Source organism: Eikenella sp. (assembly GCF_057315495.1).
The window spans coordinates 15,509-35,408 of the sequence record NZ_DBHKXY010000008.1 but is presented as its reverse complement, the minus strand read 5'-3'; the positions used below and the strand labels follow the sequence as shown (position 1 = coordinate 35,408).

Annotated in this window: 19 protein-coding genes; 6 read left to right on the top strand and 13 right to left on the bottom strand. The window is 59.2% G+C overall.

Annotated elements, in window-relative coordinates; genetic code table 11:
- Positions 1-352 precede the first annotated feature (352 nt).
- A complete protein-coding gene (locus tag ACO6EE_RS01025) occupies positions 353-1,789 on the top strand; it encodes a porin family protein (RefSeq protein WP_485958673.1) in 1,437 nt (478 codons plus the stop codon).
- 238 nt (positions 1,790-2,027) lie between these two features.
- On the opposite strand, the gene ACO6EE_RS01020 is transcribed toward ACO6EE_RS01025, so the two are convergent.
- The 13 genes from ACO6EE_RS01020 to ACO6EE_RS00960 form a co-directional block, all read right to left on the bottom strand.
- Entirely contained in the window at positions 2,028-2,834 is an 807-nt protein-coding gene (locus tag ACO6EE_RS01020) for an RNA methyltransferase (protein ID WP_485958672.1), read from the bottom strand.
- A 136-nt stretch (positions 2,835-2,970) separates the two neighbouring features.
- Entirely contained in the window at positions 2,971-3,453 is a 483-nt protein-coding gene (tsaA, locus tag ACO6EE_RS01015; protein WP_485958671.1) for a tRNA (N6-threonylcarbamoyladenosine(37)-N6)-methyltransferase TrmO, read from the bottom strand.
- Between the two features lie 6 nt (positions 3,454-3,459).
- Entirely contained in the window at positions 3,460-4,080 is a 621-nt protein-coding gene (locus ACO6EE_RS01010; RefSeq protein WP_485958670.1) for a lysophospholipid acyltransferase family protein, read from the bottom strand.
- Positions 4,077-4,697, bottom strand: a complete 621-nt coding sequence (locus ACO6EE_RS01005) for a riboflavin synthase subunit alpha (protein WP_485958669.1) — start codon at positions 4,695-4,697, stop codon at positions 4,077-4,079. Before ACO6EE_RS01005 ends, ACO6EE_RS01010 begins: the two co-directional genes overlap by 4 nt.
- Before the next feature lie 82 nt (positions 4,698-4,779).
- Complete coding sequence (gene lptG / locus ACO6EE_RS01000) at positions 4,780-5,850, bottom strand: LPS export ABC transporter permease LptG (RefSeq protein WP_485958668.1); 1,071 nt, start codon at positions 5,848-5,850, stop codon at positions 4,780-4,782.
- Positions 5,847-6,959: an LPS export ABC transporter permease LptF gene (gene lptF, locus ACO6EE_RS00995; protein ID WP_485958667.1), complete on the bottom strand. Its 1,113-nt coding sequence runs from the start codon at positions 6,957-6,959 to the stop codon at positions 5,847-5,849. Before lptF ends, lptG begins: the two co-directional genes overlap by 4 nt.
- 177 nt (positions 6,960-7,136) lie before the next feature.
- Positions 7,137-7,493, bottom strand: a complete 357-nt coding sequence (locus ACO6EE_RS00990; protein ID WP_064087568.1) for a RidA family protein — start codon at positions 7,491-7,493, stop codon at positions 7,137-7,139.
- A 112-nt stretch (positions 7,494-7,605) separates the two neighbouring features.
- A complete protein-coding gene (locus ACO6EE_RS00985) occupies positions 7,606-7,881 on the bottom strand; it encodes a hypothetical protein (RefSeq protein ID WP_485958666.1) in 276 nt (91 codons plus the stop codon).
- 47 nt (positions 7,882-7,928) lie between these two features.
- Positions 7,929-8,069 (bottom strand): hypothetical protein, encoded by a 141-nt coding sequence (locus ACO6EE_RS00980; protein ID WP_485958665.1) that lies wholly within the window; start codon positions 8,067-8,069, stop codon positions 7,929-7,931.
- A gap of 239 nt (positions 8,070-8,308) precedes the next feature.
- A complete protein-coding gene (waaA, locus tag ACO6EE_RS00975) occupies positions 8,309-9,577 on the bottom strand; it encodes a lipid IV(A) 3-deoxy-D-manno-octulosonic acid transferase (RefSeq protein WP_485958664.1) in 1,269 nt (422 codons plus the stop codon).
- A 520-nt stretch (positions 9,578-10,097) separates the two neighbouring features.
- Complete coding sequence (locus ACO6EE_RS00970) at positions 10,098-10,430, bottom strand: hypothetical protein (RefSeq protein WP_485958663.1); 333 nt, start codon at positions 10,428-10,430, stop codon at positions 10,098-10,100.
- A 159-nt stretch (positions 10,431-10,589) separates the two neighbouring features.
- Complete coding sequence (locus ACO6EE_RS00965) at positions 10,590-11,033, bottom strand: bactofilin family protein (RefSeq protein WP_485958662.1); 444 nt, start codon at positions 11,031-11,033, stop codon at positions 10,590-10,592.
- A gap of 45 nt (positions 11,034-11,078) precedes the next feature.
- A complete protein-coding gene (locus tag ACO6EE_RS00960; protein ID WP_485958661.1) occupies positions 11,079-11,960 on the bottom strand; it encodes a M23 family metallopeptidase in 882 nt (293 codons plus the stop codon).
- A gap of 298 nt (positions 11,961-12,258) precedes the next feature.
- Here ACO6EE_RS00960 and ACO6EE_RS00955 point away from each other — a divergent pair, with 298 nt between their 5' ends.
- The 5 genes from ACO6EE_RS00955 (at position 12,259) to ACO6EE_RS00935 (ending at position 19,894) form a co-directional block, all read left to right on the top strand.
- Entirely contained in the window at positions 12,259-12,888 is a 630-nt protein-coding gene (locus ACO6EE_RS00955; protein ID WP_485958660.1) for a hypothetical protein, read from the top strand.
- A gap of 92 nt (positions 12,889-12,980) precedes the next feature.
- Positions 12,981-16,463: a chromosome segregation protein SMC gene (gene smc / locus ACO6EE_RS00950; protein ID WP_485958659.1), complete on the top strand. Its 3,483-nt coding sequence runs from the start codon at positions 12,981-12,983 to the stop codon at positions 16,461-16,463.
- A 113-nt stretch (positions 16,464-16,576) separates the two neighbouring features.
- Entirely contained in the window at positions 16,577-17,500 is a 924-nt protein-coding gene (locus ACO6EE_RS00945) for a LysR family transcriptional regulator (protein ID WP_485958658.1), read from the top strand.
- 766 nt (positions 17,501-18,266) lie between these two features.
- Positions 18,267-19,361: a tRNA (uridine(54)-C5)-methyltransferase TrmA gene (gene trmA / locus ACO6EE_RS00940; protein ID WP_485958657.1), complete on the top strand. Its 1,095-nt coding sequence runs from the start codon at positions 18,267-18,269 to the stop codon at positions 19,359-19,361.
- 146 nt (positions 19,362-19,507) lie between these two features.
- Complete coding sequence (locus ACO6EE_RS00935) at positions 19,508-19,894, top strand: RidA family protein (protein WP_064085072.1); 387 nt, start codon at positions 19,508-19,510, stop codon at positions 19,892-19,894.
- Positions 19,895-19,900 lie beyond the last annotated feature (6 nt).

Here is a 19,900-nt window from a genome sequence, read left to right as displayed (position 1 = left end):
TCGAATCGGTTACAGTATAGCACGATGTTTGGCATTAAACATGATGAATATCAAAGAGTTTGATATTTATTGATAGTGGAAAGCTGGTTTGTTGGTTAATTTAGGCAAGAAAATTTACGTTCTTTTTTGAATATAAAATTGGTAAAAAAGGATATGAATGGTTAAGCCCGAATAGCTAAATCTGCTTGAAAACAGGTGAGAAATTCGCCATTTTGTCCACAAAAAGGCGGTGGTGGCCGGGCGGAGTCATTATCATTTCCTGCATTTTACAAATGTTAGTTCAGGTTTGGCGGGCATATTGAATCCGCTATAATCCGCCCGTTTATAGATTTTGCCGCAAAGAAAGCGTTGGATGAGCATACAGAACAAGCCTTGGCTGGCCGCCTGCCTGCTGCTGTTGCCTTTTCAGGTAGCCTTGGCCGCACCGGAAGACAGGTTGGCCACCGAGCCGGATACCGGCTTCGACATCACGCCCGCTGCCGCGCCGCAGGCGGAAACCCCATCCGTGCCCAATACCGTGCCGCCCGACAAACGCCTGCAAATGAGCCGCGAAGAATTGCTCCAGCGCCCCGAGCTGCTGCAACAGGCGCTCAGCTATGCCGTGCTCACCCACAATGCCGACGGCGCGGCACTGCTGTTGCCGATTTATCTCGAACTGCCCGGGCCGCACGATGCGCTGCTGGTGGCTTTGGCGCAGGCGCTGATTGCCCGTGCCGAGGGCGACTACCAGCGCGCCATCGGCCTCTACCGCGCCGTGCTGGCCGCCGATCCCGATATCCCGCCCGTGCGCCTTTCGCTGGCGCAGAGCCTGTTTGAAAACCGTGCCGACAAAGATGCGCGGCAAGAGTTCGAACATTTCCGCCAAACTCCCAATCTCGCGCCCGAGCTGCAACAGCTCGCCGGGCAATACCTCGAAGCCCTGCGCAAACGCGACCGCTGGAGCTTCGGCGGCAGCGTAAACTTCATCAGCGACAGCAACGTAAACAACGCCGGCCGCGAGCGTGAAATCCGCACCCCGCGCGGCGTATGGACACTGCCCGAGCCCGACTCCGCCCAAGGCTTCGCCTACCGCCTCAACGCCGATCGCGACTGGAACGTACACGGCAACCTCTACTGGCGGCTCAGCCTCGACGACTACGGCAAATTCTATTGGAACAACCACAAATACGACGACCAAATCGCCCGCCTCAGCAGCGGCCCCGCCTACAAAACCGCCCGTGCCGAAGCCGCCGTTACCCCTTATTACGAACGCCGTTGGTATGGCACACACAAATACTCGCGCGAAGTCGGCGTGCGCGCCGAATGGCAATATTGGCTTACTCCGCGCCATAAAATATTGAGCGCGCTTGAAATCGGCGAGCAGCGACACGACCGCCGCCGCTGGCTCGACGGCGACAGCTACACCGCTTCCGGCACCTGGCTTTTCGTGCGAAGCCCCAACCAATATTTCAGCTTCGGCCTCGACTGGTTGCGTAAAACTGCCGCCGACAACAGCGAATCCTACACCCGCAAAGGCCTGCGCCTGGGCTGGACGCAGCAATGGGGCTGGGGGCTCACCACCTCCGCCCAAATCAGCGCCGGCCACCGCAGCTACGACGCCCCCGACCTGTTCCGCATCACCCGCCGCGACCACGAGCTTGCCGCCAGCCTGGTGCTCTTCCACCGCAAACTGCAATTCGCCGGCATCACCCCGCAGCTGGTTGGCACCTGGCAGCGGGTAAACAGCAACCACTTCTTCTACCCCTACCGCAAAGGCAACGTGTTTATCCAGTTCGGGCGTTCGTTTTAGCGGGGCAGGGCAATAACGAAAAGGGCTACCTGAAAGGTTCAGGTAGCCCTTTTGTATATAGATAAAGTACGTATTTCCTGATGCAGCAATGGCTTGACTTGTCTTGTTTTTATCGAAAGCAATGATGCAAGATTAAGAGGCTACCTGAAACTTTCAGGTAGCCTGTTTGCAGAGCAGTATCTGGGGTGAAAACCTGTACCCATGATTTTCAGGTAGCCTTTTGCGCCAGAAGCGCAGCTTAATCCTTCAGCCGCTGCGAAATCCTGTTCCACAGGCCGCGCAGTAGGTCGATGTCTTCGCGGCTGGGGGAGGCGCGGTCGAAGAGGCTGTGCAGGCGGCGCATCATGCGTTCTTGATTGCGGCGGTTGGCAAAGCCGGTTTGCTCGATGATTTGCTCCAAGTGGTCCACCATGCCGCGCGTTTGGCTTTGGGTGGCGGGCGTGTGTGCCTGTTGCAGCTGGCTCATGCCGATGCCGGTTTGGCTGAAAATTTCGTAGCACACCACTTGCACGGCCTGGGCGAGGTTGAGCGAGAAATAGGCGGGATTGCCGCTGATGGTGAGCAGGCGGTTGCAGCGTTGCACTTCATCAATATTCAGGCCGAAAGTTTCGTTGCCGAATACGAGGGCTACCTGAAAACCTTGCTGCGCGGCCTGCAGTAGCTCGGGCACGAGCTCGCGCGGGGTGTGTAGCGGGGCGGAGAGTTCGCGGCGGCGGCTGGTGAGGGCGCAGCTCAATACGGTGTCGGCCAGCGCTTCATCCAGGGTGGCCACAATTTGTGCCTGTTCCAGCACGTCGCGCGCGCCGGAAGCGAGGATAAAGCTTTCTTCCGGCAGCTGGAACGCGGCGGCCCGGTCGGCATCGAAAGCGGGTGGCTCGGGGGTCATCGGCGTGGCCATCAGGTTGGGCGCGACCAGGGTGAGGCGGCTCAAGCCCATGGTTTTCATGGCGCGGGCGGCGGCGCCGATGTTGCCGGGATGGCTGGTGCGGGTGAGCACCACGTGGATGTGGCGCAAGTAGTCGGGAACGGTGGGGGTATCTGTCATATCAATTGGTTTCAACGGCGGCTAAAGCACGGCTTTTTTGCCAGCGGCATTGGCTGGCTTGGTTGGAAGAGTTGTACGGGCAATGATTAAGCACGATTTTTGGGTATTCAAGGCATTTTGTGCTGAGTGGGTGGGTTCACGATTCAAAGCGTTTGTCGGAACGCAAATTTTCCGGCCGCAGCGTTTTCCCTTCCAGCCAGCCATTGCGAACTTGCGTTTGTTGGTCGAAATAGGAATAGTAGGGCTTGATATCGAGCAGCGGGCTGCCGTTGAGCATATCTACGCCTTTGAAATGCACGATATTTCCCTCTACCCTTTCTACGCGCACAATCGACATGCCGATACGGTTTGGCCGTTTGGGTGAGCGGGTGGCGAAAATGCCGTGCGGCAGCGTGTCCATAAACGGCACCACCTCCAGCTGATAGCCGGATATTTTATGCAGCAAGAACAGCAGGATGATGTGTGAGAAGCCGTCTAAATCCTTTAAGCCCGGCGCGAATTTTTCATTCAGCACGGCTTTGCCGCGCGTGTCGGCCAGCACAGACGGCTGTATCGGCATATCGGTGATGTCGTTAAACGGCGTTTCGAGGCGGCCGATGGGGCTAAGTGTAATTTCCATATGTCATCAATCGGTTTCAGCCGTCTGGTTTTCACGCAGCGGTAAAGACAGACGCTGCTTATGCTTCGGCTCGATGCCGCGGAATAGCGCGGCCAGAGCGGCGTGGTCGGCGGCCATGTCGGCGGTGGGGGTAAACAGCGGCAGGAAGCGCACTTCGCGCCGCCCGTAGTCGATTGCCACCGGCAATACCGGCACATCGGCGCCGCGGGCAATTCGCCAGTAGCCGCTCTTCCATTTGGGCGCGGCGTGGCGCGTGCCTTCCGGCGAGATACCGAGAAACAGCTGCTCGTTGCGGTGGAAGGCAGCCACCGCTTCGTCCACTACGCCGCCGGCGCGCTCCCTATCCAGCGGCATCACGCCCGCCCAGCGCAAAAATGCCGCCAAGCCGGGCACGGCAAACAGGCTTTTCTTGCCGAAGATGCTCATTTTCAAATCCAAAGCCAACAGAGCAGGCAGCACATACAGGCCGTCGAAATTCGACGTGTGCGGCACGGCCACCACCACGCATTTGGCCACATCCGGCACGCTGCCGGCTACGCGCCAGCCCAACAGCCGAAGTAAAGCGGCCGACACACGGCGGCTGATTCCGCCGCTCCGGCGCGGCACTTGCGGCGGCAGCGGCATCATGCGTTGTCCTTTTCCGCCAAAATCCGCGCTACGGTGTCCACAATCACCTGCGTTTGCGGATCGATTTCCACATTCACCCGCTCGCCCGCCTGGCGGCTGCCAAACAGCGTGCGGCTCAGGGTTTCGGGGATTAGGTGGACATTAAATTCGTTGTCGCTTACCGTGCCGATGGTGAGGCTGCAGCCGTCCAGCCCGATGAATCCCTTAGGGAAAACATAGTCTTTCAGATTTTCAGGTAGCCTGAACCACACAGTGCGGTTCAGTCCGTTCGCTTCGATGCGGCTGATTTCGGCGGTGGCGGTGATGTGGCCGCTCATGCTGTGGCCGCCGATTTCGTCGCCGAAGCGGGCGGCGCGCTCGATGTTTACCTTGTCGCCTGGCTGCAACGTGTCCAGATTGGTTTTGGCCAGTGTTTCGCCCATCAGGTCGAAATCCGCTGCGCCGTTTTCGTGTATGCGGGTAATGGTGAGGCAGCAGCCGTTGTGCGCCACCGATGCGCCCACACGCAAATCGGCATCCGCGCCCTCGGGCAGGCGCACGGTGTGGCTGCGGAAATCAGGCGCACGCTGATCCACGGCCAACACTTCGCCCAAGCCCTGTACGATTCCTGTAAACATGGTTTCTCCTTGATTATATTGATTTTACAACGGGATAAAGGCTACCTGAAAAATGCCAAGTCTGTTTTCAGGTAGCCTTTTCTCAACGCACTTCCTGCCGCCTAATCAACCAGGCGGCGGCAATAGCGAACACCGTGCCGGGCAGGATGGCGGCGCCGAAGGGCGGCATGCTGGAGAGTTGGGCGACATAGCCGGAGAGCAGGCCGGCGAAGTGGAAGGCGAGGCCGAGGCAGATGCCGAGAAACAGGCGCACGCCGATGTTGCCGTGGCGCGAGCTTTGCGGCGTGAAGGCGAGCGCCACCAAGGCCATCACCGTGCAAATCAGCGGGTAGAGCAGCTTGCGCCACCAAACGGTGGCATAGGCGGCGGTTTGCTGGCCGTTGCTTTGCAGGTGGTCGATATACATTTTCAGGCTGCGGGCCGACATTTGGTCGGTGTCCACCAAAAGCACGCCGAGCAGCTCCACGCCCACGTCGCTGGGCCATTCTACGCTGGCAAGCCGTTCGGGTTGGGTGCGTTCGGCGGCAATATGGGTGCGCACCACCTGTTTGAGCGTCCAGGTGCCGTTGCCGTTTACGCGGCCTTCGTCTGCCTGCCAGGCGGATTCCAGTGCGGCGTGTTGGTTGTAGCGGTAGATGCGGATGCCGAGCAGGCGGCCGTCGGGCAGCATTTCGCGCACGTTGATGTTGTCGCTGCCCTGCCGAAACCACAGGCCGCTGCCGCCCAGGCTCACGGTTTGCTGCACGGCATGCAGGCGCAGCCGCTCGGCACGTTGTTCCATATGCGGGGCAACCCATTCGCCCAAAGCCACGCCGAGCAGTCCGGCCAGCAAGCCCACCGAGGCGACGGTGGTAATGATGCGCTTGAGCGACGCGCCGCTGGTGCGGATAACCGTCCATTCGCTGGCGGAGGCGAGCTGGCTCAAGGCGGCCAGGCAGCCGATGAGCACAGCCAGCGGCAGCAGGGTATACATATGCCCGAACAGGCGCATGCCCACATACAGAATCAGGGTAAGCACAGTGTAGTTGCCGTCGCCCACATCATCTACGGCGTTAATCACTTCAAAAAACGAGAACAGCGCCACTAAGGCCAAGAGCGCATACAGCGTGGCCGTCCCCAAGCGGCGGATCAGATAGCGGGTGAGCAGTTTCATGCCGGTTTGCCTCCCAAGGCCAGGCGCAAGGCCTGCCAAAATGGTCGCGAGGGCTGGCTGCGCACGCGCAACAGCAACACGGCCAACATCAGCATCAAAAGATGCGGCACAATCAAACCCGGCCACAGCGGAATCTTGCCGCTGCTGATGCCGTCGCGCACCAGCGTGAGGCCGTTTTGATAGAGCAGAAACATGCCGATGGCGCTTAAAAGGCTGTAGCTGCGGCCGCTGCGGTTGTCCATATAGGAAAGCGGCAATGCCAACAGCGCCAAAATCAGCACGCTCACCGGCATGGTGATGCGCCACATCAATTCGCCGCGCAAGTCGGGGTTGGTATTGCCCCACAGCTTGGCGGTGGGCACGGTGCGGCGGTGGATATCGCGCTGCACCAGCTTGGGCGCAGTACCCACCACCAAATGCAAGCGATCAAACGATACTTCGTCGTAATCCGCCATGCCCGGCGTGCCGCTGTAGCGGCGGCCGTTAAACAATTCCAGCGTGCGCTTGTTGTCGGCTTCGGCAAAGCGGCCACGTTCGGCGGTAATCAGCGTGTCGCGCCCCTGCGGGTTTTGCTCGCGGATAAACAGATTGGCCGCCTCGCCGCTGCCGGCATCGAATTTTTCCACAAAATACACGCGCGGCGTGCTGCCACCAAACTCCTGAAACACACCCGGGCGCACCATAGAAGTATCCTGCCGCCGTTTCAGCACTTCGGCAAATTCGCGGCTGCGTGCATCTGCCCACGGCATCACCAGCATCGACACCAATGCCGTGAGCAGGGCGAAAGGCACGGCAAACGCCATCAATGGCCTAATCCAGCCGTAAAGCGACAGGCCGGACGAGAGCCACACCGCCATTTCGCTGTCGCGCCAATAGCGGGAAAGCACGGTAAGCGCACTGATATAGGCCGTGAGGATGAGCACGATGGGCATCAGCGCCACCGTCCAAAACGCCACCAGCGTGGCCACCGCGTCTGCCGCCACCTTACCGCCGGCCGCGCCGCCCAACAGCTTCACCGCCTGCACCGCCACCAATGTGGCCAAGAGCAGCACGAATACGCCCATCGCCGTTTGCGATACTTCTTTAATGAATTTTCTCTGATAAACCATATCACTCCGTAGTTTTGCCGGTTTCAGGTAGCCTGAAGCAGCCGGTAGCCGAAGCCGATGCCTTCATACAAGGCACGTTGTCTTTGGGACAAAAGACGCGGAAACCAGTCATTGTCAACAGACCCTAGCTATATAAAAAGAAACCGCGCGGATTGTACGGCAGAAGGCCGTTGCCTGTCATGCTGTGCGCTGCAGCGCCGTAATCTTGATTTCCACTTTCCAGCCCGCATCTGCCAGCGCGGCCTGCACACAGGCGCGGGCAGGAGCCTTGCCGGGCGCCACCCAGGCATCCCACACCCGGTTCATGCCTGCGTAGTCGGCCATATCGGGCAGGTAGATGACCGCTTCGCAAATATGTGCCTTGTCGGAGCCACAATCGGCCAGAATCCGATCGATTTGCGCCAGCACATCGGCGGTTTGCGCTTCGATATCGGCTTCAGGGTTGGTGGGCACTTGGCCGGAGAGGAAAACGAAACCGTTGGCCACCACGGCTTCGGAATAGCGCGCGGCGGGGAGATGATGGTGGAGAGGCATGGGAAGACCTTTATTTTGGAACGGGAAATAGGAGGAAAGGCTACCTGAAAATCTTCATTTCATTGCGGCTCATGCTTTCAGGTAGCCTGTAAGCCGGGTATGGAGGCCCGATTTATTGCAGCTGCGGTTTGGGCAGAAATGCCGACAAAATCAGCGAGCTGGCCGCGCCGCAGCTCATTATAACCAGCATTTTCATCAACAATATTTGCGGGCGGCTATACAACGTGCTGACATCCCAGTTTATTACCACAAACCATAACAATGACAGCCACGCGCCCATCACCACCGCGCAGGCCACGCCTTTTGCCGTACGGTGCAGGCGCAGCCGCATGGACAGCAAGCCGGTCAGCAGCGCGGGAATGCCGCCGAACACATATTCCCACAGCACCAACCCCACATTGCGCCAAACACCTCAGCCAAACCGGCTCGGGAAAGCTAGCCGCTTTGCAGCCATAAGTAGTAACAAGCCAGCAGCCCCGCCCCCAACGGCCCGCCCAATAGAGCGTAAATCATCGGCACCCGCCACGGGTAAGGCGGTTTGGCGGGAACTGTAGCCTGCAGCTTGTTTTGTTCCATCGCATCGTCCTTTTGGCATCACGCTGTGGGGCTACCTGAAACGTTAGTTTCACAGAAACTCAGCTTCTTTCGGAACCTTATTTAACTTCGTTGCAGCTGGCGTTTTATAGTGGATTAACAAAAACCAGTACAGCGTTGGCTCGCCTTGCCGTAACATGTGTACTGTCTGCGGCTCGCCGCCTTGTCCTGTTTTTTGTTAATCCACTATAGCTTCGCAGAAACTTTGCTTCGCTCCGTTTTTAGGTAGCCTCGTCCAAGGCCGCACACACGGCTTCAGCAATCCGTTCGCTGGCGCCTTGGTGCGCTTGGATAAAGCCGGCGGCTTGGGCGGAGAAACGTTCGCGTTCGGCGGGGTCGGCCAGCCAGTGCTGTACGGCGGCATACCATTCGGCGGGGGTGGCTACCTGAAGCGCGGCGCCGGCGGCCAATGCGCCCGCGCAGGCGGCGGCGAAGTTGTAGGTGGAATAGCCGAACAGGGCGGGTCTGCCGCAGGCGATGGGTTCGATGATGTTTTGGCAGCCGGTGTCCACCAGGCTGCCGCCCACGAAGGCCATATCGGCGGCCAGATAGTAGGCGAACAGCTCGCCCATGCTGTCGCCCAGCCACACTTGCGTGTCGGGGCGCACGGCGGCTTCGTCGCTGCGCCGCTGCACGCGCAGGCCGAGTGCAGCCGCACCTTCGGCCATGGCATCGAAGCGCTCGGGATGGCGCGGCACGATGACTAAAAGCGCATCGCCTTGATACTGCCGCCACTCTTGCAGCAGCAGCAGCGCTTCGTCTTGGTTTTGATGGAAACGCGTGCTGGCGCACACCACAACGGGGCGGCCGCCGATGCGTTGCTTAAACGCCGCGGCCAGCCCGCGCATGGCTGCGGGCGGGGCGATGTCGTATTTGGTGTTGCCGCACACCAGCACGTTTTCCGCGCCGATGCCGCGCAGGCGCTCGGCATCGGCTTCGGTTTGGGCGAGCACGCGGCGGAAGGATTGCAGGGCGGGGGCGAATAGGGACGGCCAACGGCGGTAGCCCTGCGCGGATTGCTCGGAGAGGCGGGCGTTGACCAGGAATACGGGCAGATTGGCCGCGCGGCAGGCGGCCAGCAGGTTTGGCCAGATTTCGGTTTCCATGATGATGCCGAAACGCGGCTTATGCTGGGCGAGGAAGGCGGCTGTCCAAGCCGGGTGGTCGTAGGGCAGGTAGCGGCATTGGGCATCGGGAAACAGGCTCTCGGCGGTGGCGCGGCCGGTGGGCGTCATTTGCGTGAGCAGCAGCGGGGCATCGGAAAAACGGCGGTGCAAAGCCTGCACCAGCGGCACGGCGGCGCGGGTTTCGCCCACGGACACGGCGTGCACCCAAATGGCGTGCTGCACAGGATTATCCAGCAGCTCGCCGAAACGCTCGCCTTGATGCAGCAGATAGGCGGGGGAGCGGCGGCTGCGTTTGGCGAGCAGGTGGCGGGCCAGCGGACGGCCGAGCAGGCGGGTGAGCAGGCGGTAGAGGATGGGGAGCATGATTGGATAAGGGGGTTCAGGTAGCCTTGGGGTGGGGTGAGGCTACCTGAAAAATCAGATTGGGTGAAGTGGAACGAGGGTATTGGGCACGAATACCCGGGCTGCGGGAAACGGTTTCAGGTAGCCTGCACGCGGATTGGGGCTACCTGAAAGCGTAGTTTCAACACAGTTAAAAGCCCTATCTTGGATTAGGCGGCAAACCGCAACCCAACGTTTGCCTGAGACGGCTTGGGCTGCTACGCCTGTGGCTAACCCAAGCTGCGCAGGCTTGCCGATGTTTTCAGGTAGCCTGATGAGGCAGGCTAGTGCCCTTCCCGTTGCAGCAGGCGCAATGTAGATTGGGCGTAACCATCCCCTTTGGCAGCAGCTTTTCAAACCAATGGTGGGCACGGCGGTAGTCTTGTTGCAGATAGTCGGAAAAGCTTGCGTGAGGTCTCGGATGTCTTCTAGGAATACTTCGTTGTGAATATCTTCTAGCTCCATAGCTGTTATTTTTCCTTCATTGGCGCGGCAATACTGCCTACGACTTAATCAGCCGCCGCAGCGAATCGTGGCTGTATTTGATATCGGCAATCAGGCGGTCGAATTGGCGCATGAGCCGCATGGAACGGGCAATCAGATAAATGCCAAATATGGCCAGCCCCAAATTGATGCCCACCACCAACATGAGCAAAGGCCACACCTCCATCACGTTATACCACCGGGAAGTGGCAATCAGCGCGCTAAAAATAGAAAGCGGCAGCGCCAACACGGCAATGCCCGTGCGCATCACTGAAAGCGCGGTGCGCTTTTCCGAGAGCAGCAGCTGCACTTTGTTGATGCTGAGGATGTCGTTTTGTTGTTCGGGGGACATGGCAGGCTACCTGAAATGTGGGTGTTTATTTTATGCGTGAATTTAGAATCTGAACTATATATTAGCAAGCCCTACTGCCTGCTACTCATATTTAAAATGACTAATTAAGGCTACCTGAAACTTTCAGATAGCCTTTTATGTTGGCTCAGATAGGGCCAACTATTTATTGGCCAACTTATCTGCCGGTGCAGGAATGGCTTTTTCCGGGGTGCTGCCAGCCGGGGGGAGGGTGGCGTTGCCAACGTTGCGATCCATGCGGATATCGCCGGTGTAAACGGCGCCGTCTTCCACTTGCAGTGATTGGGTGCGGATATTGCCGGTTACGCGGGCGTTGGGTTTGAGGTGGAGTTTTTTCACTTCGATCAGGCCTTCGGTTTTGCCGAATACGATCAGATCGCTGCCGCGGATGTCGCCGTTCACCGCACCTTTGTCGCCAACGATGACGGTGCCGCCGGCTTGCACGTTGCCTTGGATTTGGCCGTCGATTTTCACCGATTGCTGGCTGAGGATGTCGCCCTGAATCCGGCATTGTGCGCCGATGATGGTGTCGATGGTGCTGGGGGCGGCGGCGGGCTGGGAACGGTCTTTTTTATCTTTAAACATGGTTGTTTCTCCGCGGATTGAATGGAAATGGAAGGCCGCGCAGTTTTATCTTGCGAGGCTGAGGAAGGTGGCAGGGTCGTGCGGCTCGTTATTGAGGCGCACTTCGTAGTGCAGGTGCGGGCCGGTAGAGCGGCCGGTGGAGCCGATTTTGCCGATGAGGTCGCCGGCTTTAACCGTTTGGCCGGGCTGCACGTCGATGTGCGATAAATGGCCATACACAGTGCTGTAGCCGTAGCCGTGGCGCACTTTCACCACTTGGCCGTAGCCATTCATGGTGCCGGCAAATTCCACTGTGCCGTTGGCAGTAACGCGTACGGGGTCGCCGACGTTGCCGCGAAAATCTAAGCCATGGTGAAACTCGCTGCCTTTGCTGTTAAACGGGTTATGCCGGGGGCCGAAGCCGGAAGAGAGCCCACCTTGCGCAGGGCGGCCAAGCGGCACGTTGTTGGCAGCCTTAAGCAGGTTTTCAATAGTTTGGCTGAATTCGGGCGTGTCTGCTGGCGGCAGAATATTGCGCGGGCCGCCGGCTTGGCTGATGGGTTTGCCGGGCTCGGATGATGCCGCCGGTTTGGGCGCAGGCACGTTTGCGCCGCGCTGGCGCAGGTAGTTTTGCAGATCGGCCACGGCTTTTTCGGATTGGGCGAGCTGGTTGAGCTTGGCGTTTACTTCGGCGGAGCGGGCTTCTTTCAAGTCTTCGATTTGCTGATTGAGTGCTTGGGTTTGCTGTTGCTGTTGCGCAAATTGGCTGTAGCTTTGGTAGTAGTGCCAACCCAAAGCCAACAGCGCGGCCAAAAGCGCCACCGTGGCCAGGGAAAGGCCGATGATGGTGGGTTTGATGGCGCGCAGCCGAGATTCAGCGATAACGAAGGTTTCGGTGCGGTGCTCGTCCAGCACCATCACTGTAACGGTTTTCTTTTGCTTATCCATTGATTTAACTGGAAAATGAGCAATTACTCAGGTTTGCATTGTATTACAAAATGCTATCGTTTGGCAAAAGCAAATCTATCGTTTGGCGGGTGGTTTGCGGTTGGGCAACCGGCGGCTTTCAGGTAGCCTCGAGCCTATGCGTGGCTTATCTTGCCAGTTTCGCTATACTATAGTGGATTAACAAAAACCAGTACAGCGTTGGCTCGCCTTGCCGTAACGTGTGTACTGTCTGCGGCTCGCCGCCTTGTCCTGATTTTTGTTAATCCACTATATCGGCCAGCGTAATCTAAGAAAGCAAATGGGCAATTTTTTCCACACCATACGGCGGATGCATCAGGAAAGGGAACGTCTGAACCGCGATCTTGCGAAAGCTTGGTTCAGCCTGCCCGGGCTTTGGCTGATCGGTATGCTGCTGGCTGCCGGGCTGGGTATGGGCGCATTGGTCACTTCGGCCGAGTGGCACAAGCGGCAGCGGCAGTTGGGCGTTCCGGTGGCCTATACGCATCATGCCGCCGCTGAGCTGAGGCGGCGTCAATGGTATGACGATGACGACAATCTCCACGTAGTCGGCCGCATCCGCACCGCCGAAGGCAAGCAACTTAATTTGGATTGCCGCAACTTGGCCGATCCGTTGTGCCAATATGATGAAAACATTTGGCAGCGCGAAGAAAACCTGCCCGTGCAGAGTTTTACCCAAGCCCATTGGCTGAGCTACCATGTGATTACCGAGCTCGCCTACACCAAAGACGGCAGCGAGCGGCTCTACCGCGCCGCCTTCAGCCCGCAGGAGGAAACCGAAAACTGGCGGCTGTATGCCCGCCTATGGACACGCGCTGCCACCGTGGCCGGAGCAGGCTGGCTTGGGCTCAGTATTGCTTGGTATCGGCGCGCCAGACGGCGCAGGAAGATACAGCAAAAGGCTACCTGAAACCTTCTTCCTGTTTCAGGTAGCCTTTTTCAGGTAGCCTGCCTCACCGCCTTTCTTTTAAAATACGGCATTCCGCTTTTTCATTATTTTTCATGCGCCTCACCCACATCAAACTTGCCGGCTTCAAATCTTTTACCGACTCCACCACCATCCACGTGCCCGGCCAGCTGGTGGCCGTAATCGGGCCCAACGGCTGCGGCAAATCCAACGTTATCGATGCCGTGCGCTGGGTGCTGGGCGAAGCCTCGGCCAAGCAGCTGCGCGGCGAGAGCATGCAAGACGTGATTTTCAACGGCGCCGCCACCCGCCGCCCCGCGCCCCGCGCCTCCGTGGAGCTGGTGTTCAGCAATGCCGACGGCAGCCTGCAGGGCGCATGGGGGCAATACGGCGAAATCAGCATCCGCCGCCAGCTCACCCGCCAAGGCGAATCCAGCTACTACATCAACGGGCAGCAAGTGCGCCGCCGCGACATCACCGACCTCTTCCTCGGCACCGGTGTCGGCGCGCGCGGCTATGCCGTGATCGAACAGGGCATGATTGCCCGCATCATCGAAGCCCGCCCCGAAGAGTTGCGCGCCCACATCGAAGAAGCCGCCGGCGTATCCAAATATAAAGAACGCCGCCGCGAAACCGAAAACCGCCTGCGCGACACCCGCGAACACCTCCAACGCCTCGGCGACCTGCAGTCCGAACTCGGCCGACAAGTGGAAAAACTCCAACGCCAGGCCGCCGCTGCCGAACGCTATCGCAGCCTCACCGCCGAGCTCAACCAAGCGCAAAACTGCCACGACTTCGCCCAATGGCGGCACACGCTTGCCGCCGCCGACCGCGCCGCCGCCGAACACGAACGCGCCCGCGAGCGGCAAGACGAACTCGCCCGGCAAAACCAAGCCATGAACGATGCCGTGCAAGTGTTGCGCCAAACCGAACAGCACCAGCAGGCTGAGCAATACCGGCTCAACCAGCAACACGCCTTGCTGCGCGAGCAAACCGCCCGTCTCGAAGAGCAAATCCGCTCGCGGCAGAGCCAACGTCAGCGCCTCGAACGCGAACAGGCCGCCGCCCAAGCCGCCATCCAGAAAATCGACAGCGAACACGCCGAGCTGCAACAGCAGCACGCCGCTGCCGAACAGGCCGCCAAGCAGCAACAGATGCAGCTTGAGCTGCTCACCATCGAAGCCGCCGCCCTCGAAGAGCAACTGCCCGAGCTGGAAACCGCCCAGCAGCAGGCTGCCGATCAGCAGCACAGCCGGCATGACGAAGCCGCCCGCCTCCGCCGTGAGCTCGCCCTGAAGCAACAGCAGCTGCAACACAGCCGCCAAAGCATCAGCCGGCTGCAAGAGCGTCAAGCCCGTTTGCAGCAGGAAGCCGCCGCCCTACAAAGCGATGCCGGGCAGGACACCGCCGCCGCCCAAGCCCGAGCCGACACCCTCGCCGCCCAATACCAACAGGGAGAGAAGCAACTGCAACGGCTCGAAGAGCAAACAGGCTACCTGAAAACCGCCCTCACCGCCGCCCGCGAACGCGAACAGGAACACGAACGCCGCATCCTCGCCGCCGAGGCCGAGCAGAAAATCCTCGCCGCCTTGCTGGCCGACAACGCCCGCCACAACTTCTGGCAGGGCAGCGAGCAAGCCGATGCCCCCGCCTTGTGGCAGCACATCCGCGTGCCCGAAGCATGGCAGGGCGCGCTGGCCGCTGTGCTGGGCGAGCGGCTCAACGCCCGCGCGCTGCCCGCTGATTTCCAGCCGCCGTCGCCGTTGCCCGAATCCCCCGCCGCCTGGTTCGACCGCGAAGCCCATGCCCACCGCGCCGCCAGCCCGGCTCAGGCGCTGATCCACCAAATCCAAGCCGAGCCGCCTTTTCAGGTAGCCTTAGCCCACTGGCTCGAAGGCATCTTGTGCGCCCCTGATTTGGATTACGCGCTGGCACACCGCAGCCGCCTCGAGCCCGGCCAAGAATGGCTCACCCCGCAAGGCCACCGCATCGACCGCCTCGGCGTGCTGCTGCATCATGCCGACAGCGGCAGCCAGCAAATGCGCCACCGCGCCCGCCACGACGAAATCACCGCAGCCTTGGCCGAATGGCAGCCGCAGTTTCAGCTAGCCCGAACCGAAGCCGAAAAACTGGCGCAGCAGCAAGCCCAAGCCGAAACCGAGCTGCGCCAGGCCCAAACCGAGCAACGCCGCCTTGCCGCCGAGCTGGCCGCCGCCCAACAGCAGGCTGGTGCGCTTGCCGCCCGTGCCGCACAAGCCGGGCAACGGCGCGAACACATTGCCCAAGAACAGGCACAGCTGGCGCAGGAGGCGGAAGAGCTGGCGTGTGCCGCCGAAATTCTGGCCGAAGAGACCGCCGTCCTCGAAGAGCGCCTACCCGAGCTGGAAGCAGAGAGCCGCGCCCAAGCCGAACACAGCCAGCAGGCACAGCAAGCCCTGCGCCAAGCCCGCCAAGCCGTGCTCGAAGCCGACCGCCGCCGCAGCGCCGCCGAAATCGAAGCCCACCGCCAAACCCAGCAGCTGCAAAACCTCGCCGCCCGCATGGCCGCGCTGGTGCAGCAAAAAGCCGATTGGCAGCACCGCCAGAGCGAGCTCGCCCTCACCTACGCCGAAGACAGCGAAGACGAACAACGCTTGCAGCTGGAAGAACTGGCCGAAGCCGCCTTCACGCTGGAAGAGCAAATCCAAGCCGCTGCCGCCGAACTGGCCGAAACCCAAGAGCAGGGCAGGCAGCAATACGCCCGCCAGCAGGCGCTGGCCGCCGAGCTGCCGCAATGGCAGCAGGCCGCCCAAACTGCCTTGTTGCAGCAGCAGGAAGCCCTGCTCAACGCCAAACGCTTCCACGATAACTTATTGGCGCGCCAAGCCGATATCGCCGCGCTCGAAGCCGAACAGCAGGCAGGCTACCTGAAAACCGACTGGCCGCAGCAAATCGACAGCATTTCCCGCCGCATCCAAGCCCTCGGCGCGGTGAACCTGGCCGCGCTCGACGAATTGGCCGAAGCCCGCGAGCGCGACGGCTACTACCAAAACCAACGCGCCGACCTGCAATCCGCCATCGCGCTGCTGGAAGAAGCCATCGCCCAAATCGATGGCGAAACCAAACAGCGCTTTCAAGCCACCTTCGATGCCATCAATCAAAAAGTGCAAACCTTCTTCCCTACCCTGTTCGGCGGCGGCGAAGCCAGCCTGCACATGGTGGGCGACGATTTGCTCACCGCCGGTGTATCCATCATGGCGCGCCCGCCCGGCAAGAAAAACAGCACCATCCACCTGCTCTCCGGCGGTGAAAAAGCCCTCACCGCCATGAGCCTCGTGTTCGCCCTGTTCAGCCTTAATCCCGCCCCCTTCTGCCTGCTGGACGAAGTGGATGCCCCGCTGGACGACGCCAACACCGCCCGCTTCTGCAATCTGGTGAAAGAAATGAGCGCCCAAACCCAGTTCCTGTATATTTCCCACAACCGCCTCACCATGGAAATGGCCGAGCAGCTCATCGGCGTTACCATGCAGGAAAAAGGCGTGTCCCGCATCGTGGCGGTGGACATCAAACAGGCGCTGGAAATGGCGGAAACGGATTGAGATTAAATTTTCAGGTAGCCTCATCCTTGGCAGAGGCTACCTGAAAGCCAAAAAGGCAGATAAAACAACATGTCGGCACCCCCTGCCGACCTACCCCAAAGGCTACCTGAAACATGGAATCCATCATCGAACTGCGCCACCTAAAAACCCTGCTCGCCCTGGCTGAAACCGGTAGCGTTTCCCTGGCCGCCAAACGCGTGTTCCTTACCCAATCCGCCCTGTCGCACCAAATCCGCGCCTTGGAAAACCACTTCGGCACGCCGCTGTTCGAGCGCAAAACCACCCCCCTGCATTTCACGCCTGCCGGCGAGCGGCTGTTGCAGCTGGCGCGCGAAGTGATGCCGCATCTGGCCGCTGCCGAGCGCGATCTGGCGCAGATTGCCGGTGGCGGTGCGGGCGAGTTGCGGCTGGCGGTGGAATGCCACACCTGTTTCGACTGGCTTATGCCCGCCATGAGCGATTTCCGCCCGCTGTGGCCGAAGGTGGAGCTCGATATCGTGTCCGGCTTCCAGGCCGACCCGGTGGGGCTCTTGTTGCAACACCGCGCCGATTTGGCCATCGTGTCCGAAGCCGTGCCGCAGGCAGGCATCCGTTACCAGCCACTGTTTGCCTACGAAATGGTGGGCATCTGCGCCCAAGATCATCCTCTGGCGGCCAAACCCGTGTGGCAGGCGCAGGATTTCGCCGCCGAAACCCTGATTACCTATCCCGTTCCCGATGATATGCTTGATTTGCTGCGAAAAATCCTGCTGCCCGCCGGCATCAACCCGCCGCGCCGCCACAGCGAGCTCACCATCGCCATCATCCAGCTGGTGGCCAGCCGCCGCGGTATTGCCGCCCTGCCGTATTGGACGGTGATGCCCTATCTGGAAAAAGGCTATATCGTCGCCCGCACCATCGGCAGCCCCCCGCTCACCAGCGAGCTCTATGCCGGTATGCGCAGCGATGATACGCATAAAAGCTACCTCGATAACTTCTGCCAAATCATCCGCGACCGCGGCTTCGCCGATTTGCCCGGGCTGAGTGTGTTGGAATAGCGGTGTAGTGGCAAGGTTGGCTGAAATACGGTGTTTGCAGAGCTGAAAATCGGTAGCCAAGAGCAATTGCGCTCGGGAGTACGCCGGAAATACGTGGCATATTCTCAATTTCTCAATATTTTGGTGTAAGCGGAATTCAGGGATGTGTTTAAAAAGGTGGCGTAATGGATAGAGGTAGCTCTTTAAGAGACAAAATCTATATAAATGCGGTGTTGTCTACTGTTAATCTGATTAGCAGCAAAGTGAATCTAATCGAGGTGTATATTGATGAAGATAAGGAAATCATCGAATTCCATTTTTCATTAAGCCACATTAATAACGTAGAACTAGGTTCTAATCCAAGATATTGTCGATGGCTATATTGATGTCAACACGGATGCTGCCGGAGAGGGGGTAAGCTCTGAGTTTGATTTCAAAGTGTTTGTTTCTGAAAATGGAAATAGCTTATCCCGAGCAGATAGGCGATATATACCGATTTATGGGAAATGTGATGCTGAGTATTTTAAAGCAAGAAATAATGATGATTATGTTGAAGAATATGTGAAAAAGAAAATAGTGTTTTTATAATGATTTGCAGATAAAAATACTGCCAAACGATGCTAGTGCTTTCTATGTCAGAAATGTCTGTAAGATTGAGTTTTATAACTATCTGTTGCAACGTTAAATCTTGCCTGAAATCAATCGAGTTGCTTAGAGGCTAGCCTTCAGGTAGCCCCCTCTTTCCCGCTATAATCCCCACCTTTACTTTCTACTCCCCACGCCCACCATGACCCAGCCCAGCCCTGAATACACCGCCCAGCTGCAACAAAAAGCAGGCTACCTGAAACAGCGTTTTACCGAATTTTCCCCACCGGAATGGCAGGTGTTTGCTTCGCCTGAAAAGCATTATCGGATGCGTGCCGAATTTCGGGTTTGGCACGATGGCGACAGCATCAGCTATGCCATGTTCGAGCCCGGGCAGAAGGCGGGTTCGGCCTCGTTGCGCCGGATCGATTCCCTGCCTGCCGCTTCTGCCGCGATTAATGCCGTGATGCCCCGATTGCTGGCTGCCGTACAGGCCGATCTGTTGTTGCGGGAGCGGTGGTATCAGTGCGAATTTTTGTCCACCCTGAGCGGCGATATGCTGGTGGGCATGATTTACCACAAGCGGCTGTGCGGGCAATGGCAGGCGGCCGCGGCGCGATTGCAGCGCGAATTGGGCATCATGATTATCGGCCGCAGCCGCGGGCAGAAGCTGGTGTTGGCGCAGGATTTCGTTACCGAACGCCTGCATGCTGACGGGCGCGATTGGCTCTACCGCCAATACGAAGGCGGCTTCAGCCAGCCCAATGCGCTGGTGTGCCAGAAAATGCTGGATTGGGCCTGCGGCGCGGCGGCGGGGCTGGGCGGCGATTTGCTGGAGCTTTATTGCGGCAACGGCAATTTCACCCTGCCGCTGGCGCGTTATTTCCGCCGCGTGCTGGCCACGGAATTGTCGAAAACCTCGGTGCAGGCGGCGCAGTGGAATATCGAAGCCAACGGTGCGGCCAACATCCGCCTGGCGCGGCTTTCCGCCGAAGAGTTCACCCAGGCCTACCAGGGCGTGCGCCGTTTCCGCCGCTTGCAGGAGCAGGGCATCGGGCTGGCGGATTATGCGTTTTCCACCGTGTTTGTCGATCCGCCGCGCGCCGGCATAGACGATGCCACCTTGCGCCTGCTGCAGAATTTCGACAACATCATCTACGTTTCCTGCAATCCGGAAACCCTGCACGCCAACCTCGCCACGCTCACACAAACCCACGGCATCGAACGCGCCGCGCTGTTCGACCAATTCCCGTTTACGCCGCATATTGAGAGCGGGGTATTGCTGCGGCGGCGATAGGGCTGTTGCGGCCAAAGGCTACCTGAAAAGGGGAAATCGATTTTCAGGTAGCCTTTTGCATGCGCTGCGGCTGCCTGTTTGGTTTGTCATTGGTGTTGGCGATATAATCAAGCTCTTCCCAACAACCGACTCAAAGGAGTTTCATCATGGCCAAAACCATTATCCATACCGACCACGCTCCCGCCGCCATCGGTGCTTATTCCCAAGCCGTGCGCGCCGGCGATACCATTTATTTGAGCGGCCAGATTCCGCTGGTGCCCGCCACCATGCAGGTGGTGGAAGGCGGCTTTGCCGAACAGACCCGCCAAGTGTTTGAAAACCTCAAAGCCGTGATTGAAGCCGCCGGCGGCAGCTTTGCTGATGTGGTGAAACTCAACGCCTACCTCACCGACCTTTCCAACTTCGCCACCTTCAACCAAATCATGGGCGAATACTGCCACGAACCTTTCCCCGCCCGCGCCGCCGTGCAGGTGTCTGCCCTGCCTAAAGGTGTGCTAGTGGAAGTGGAAGGCGTGGTGGTGCTGAACGCCTAAGCATAA

Excerpts from the sequence above, each read along its gene's own strand:
- ACO6EE_RS01025 (WP_485958673.1), top strand. The coding sequence starts at position 353 with ATGAGCATACAGAACAAGCCTTGGCTGGCCGCCTGCCTGCTGCTGTTG.
- ACO6EE_RS01020 (WP_485958672.1), bottom strand. The coding sequence starts at position 2,834 with ATGACAGATACCCCCACCGTTCCCGACTACTTGCGCCACATCCACGTG.
- tsaA (WP_485958671.1), bottom strand. The coding sequence starts at position 3,453 with ATGGAAATTACACTTAGCCCCATCGGCCGCCTCGAAACGCCGTTTAAC.
- ACO6EE_RS01010 (WP_485958670.1), bottom strand. The coding sequence starts at position 4,080 with ATGATGCCGCTGCCGCCGCAAGTGCCGCGCCGGAGCGGCGGAATCAGC.
- ACO6EE_RS01005 (WP_485958669.1), bottom strand. The coding sequence starts at position 4,697 with ATGTTTACAGGAATCGTACAGGGCTTGGGCGAAGTGTTGGCCGTGGAT.
- lptG (WP_485958668.1), bottom strand. The coding sequence starts at position 5,850 with ATGAAACTGCTCACCCGCTATCTGATCCGCCGCTTGGGGACGGCCACG.
- lptF (WP_485958667.1), bottom strand. The coding sequence starts at position 6,959 with ATGGTTTATCAGAGAAAATTCATTAAAGAAGTATCGCAAACGGCGATG.
- ACO6EE_RS00990 (WP_064087568.1), bottom strand. The coding sequence starts at position 7,493 with ATGCCTCTCCACCATCATCTCCCCGCCGCGCGCTATTCCGAAGCCGTG.
- ACO6EE_RS00980 (WP_485958665.1), bottom strand. The coding sequence starts at position 8,069 with ATGGAACAAAACAAGCTGCAGGCTACAGTTCCCGCCAAACCGCCTTAC.
- waaA (WP_485958664.1), bottom strand. The coding sequence starts at position 9,577 with ATGCTCCCCATCCTCTACCGCCTGCTCACCCGCCTGCTCGGCCGTCCG.
- ACO6EE_RS00970 (WP_485958663.1), bottom strand. The coding sequence starts at position 10,430 with ATGTCCCCCGAACAACAAAACGACATCCTCAGCATCAACAAAGTGCAG.
- ACO6EE_RS00965 (WP_485958662.1), bottom strand. The coding sequence starts at position 11,033 with ATGTTTAAAGATAAAAAAGACCGTTCCCAGCCCGCCGCCGCCCCCAGC.
- ACO6EE_RS00960 (WP_485958661.1), bottom strand. The coding sequence starts at position 11,960 with ATGGATAAGCAAAAGAAAACCGTTACAGTGATGGTGCTGGACGAGCAC.
- ACO6EE_RS00955 (WP_485958660.1), top strand. The coding sequence starts at position 12,259 with ATGGGCAATTTTTTCCACACCATACGGCGGATGCATCAGGAAAGGGAA.
- smc (WP_485958659.1), top strand. The coding sequence starts at position 12,981 with ATGCGCCTCACCCACATCAAACTTGCCGGCTTCAAATCTTTTACCGAC.
- ACO6EE_RS00945 (WP_485958658.1), top strand. The coding sequence starts at position 16,577 with ATGGAATCCATCATCGAACTGCGCCACCTAAAAACCCTGCTCGCCCTG.
- trmA (WP_485958657.1), top strand. The coding sequence starts at position 18,267 with ATGACCCAGCCCAGCCCTGAATACACCGCCCAGCTGCAACAAAAAGCA.
- ACO6EE_RS00935 (WP_064085072.1), top strand. The coding sequence starts at position 19,508 with ATGGCCAAAACCATTATCCATACCGACCACGCTCCCGCCGCCATCGGT.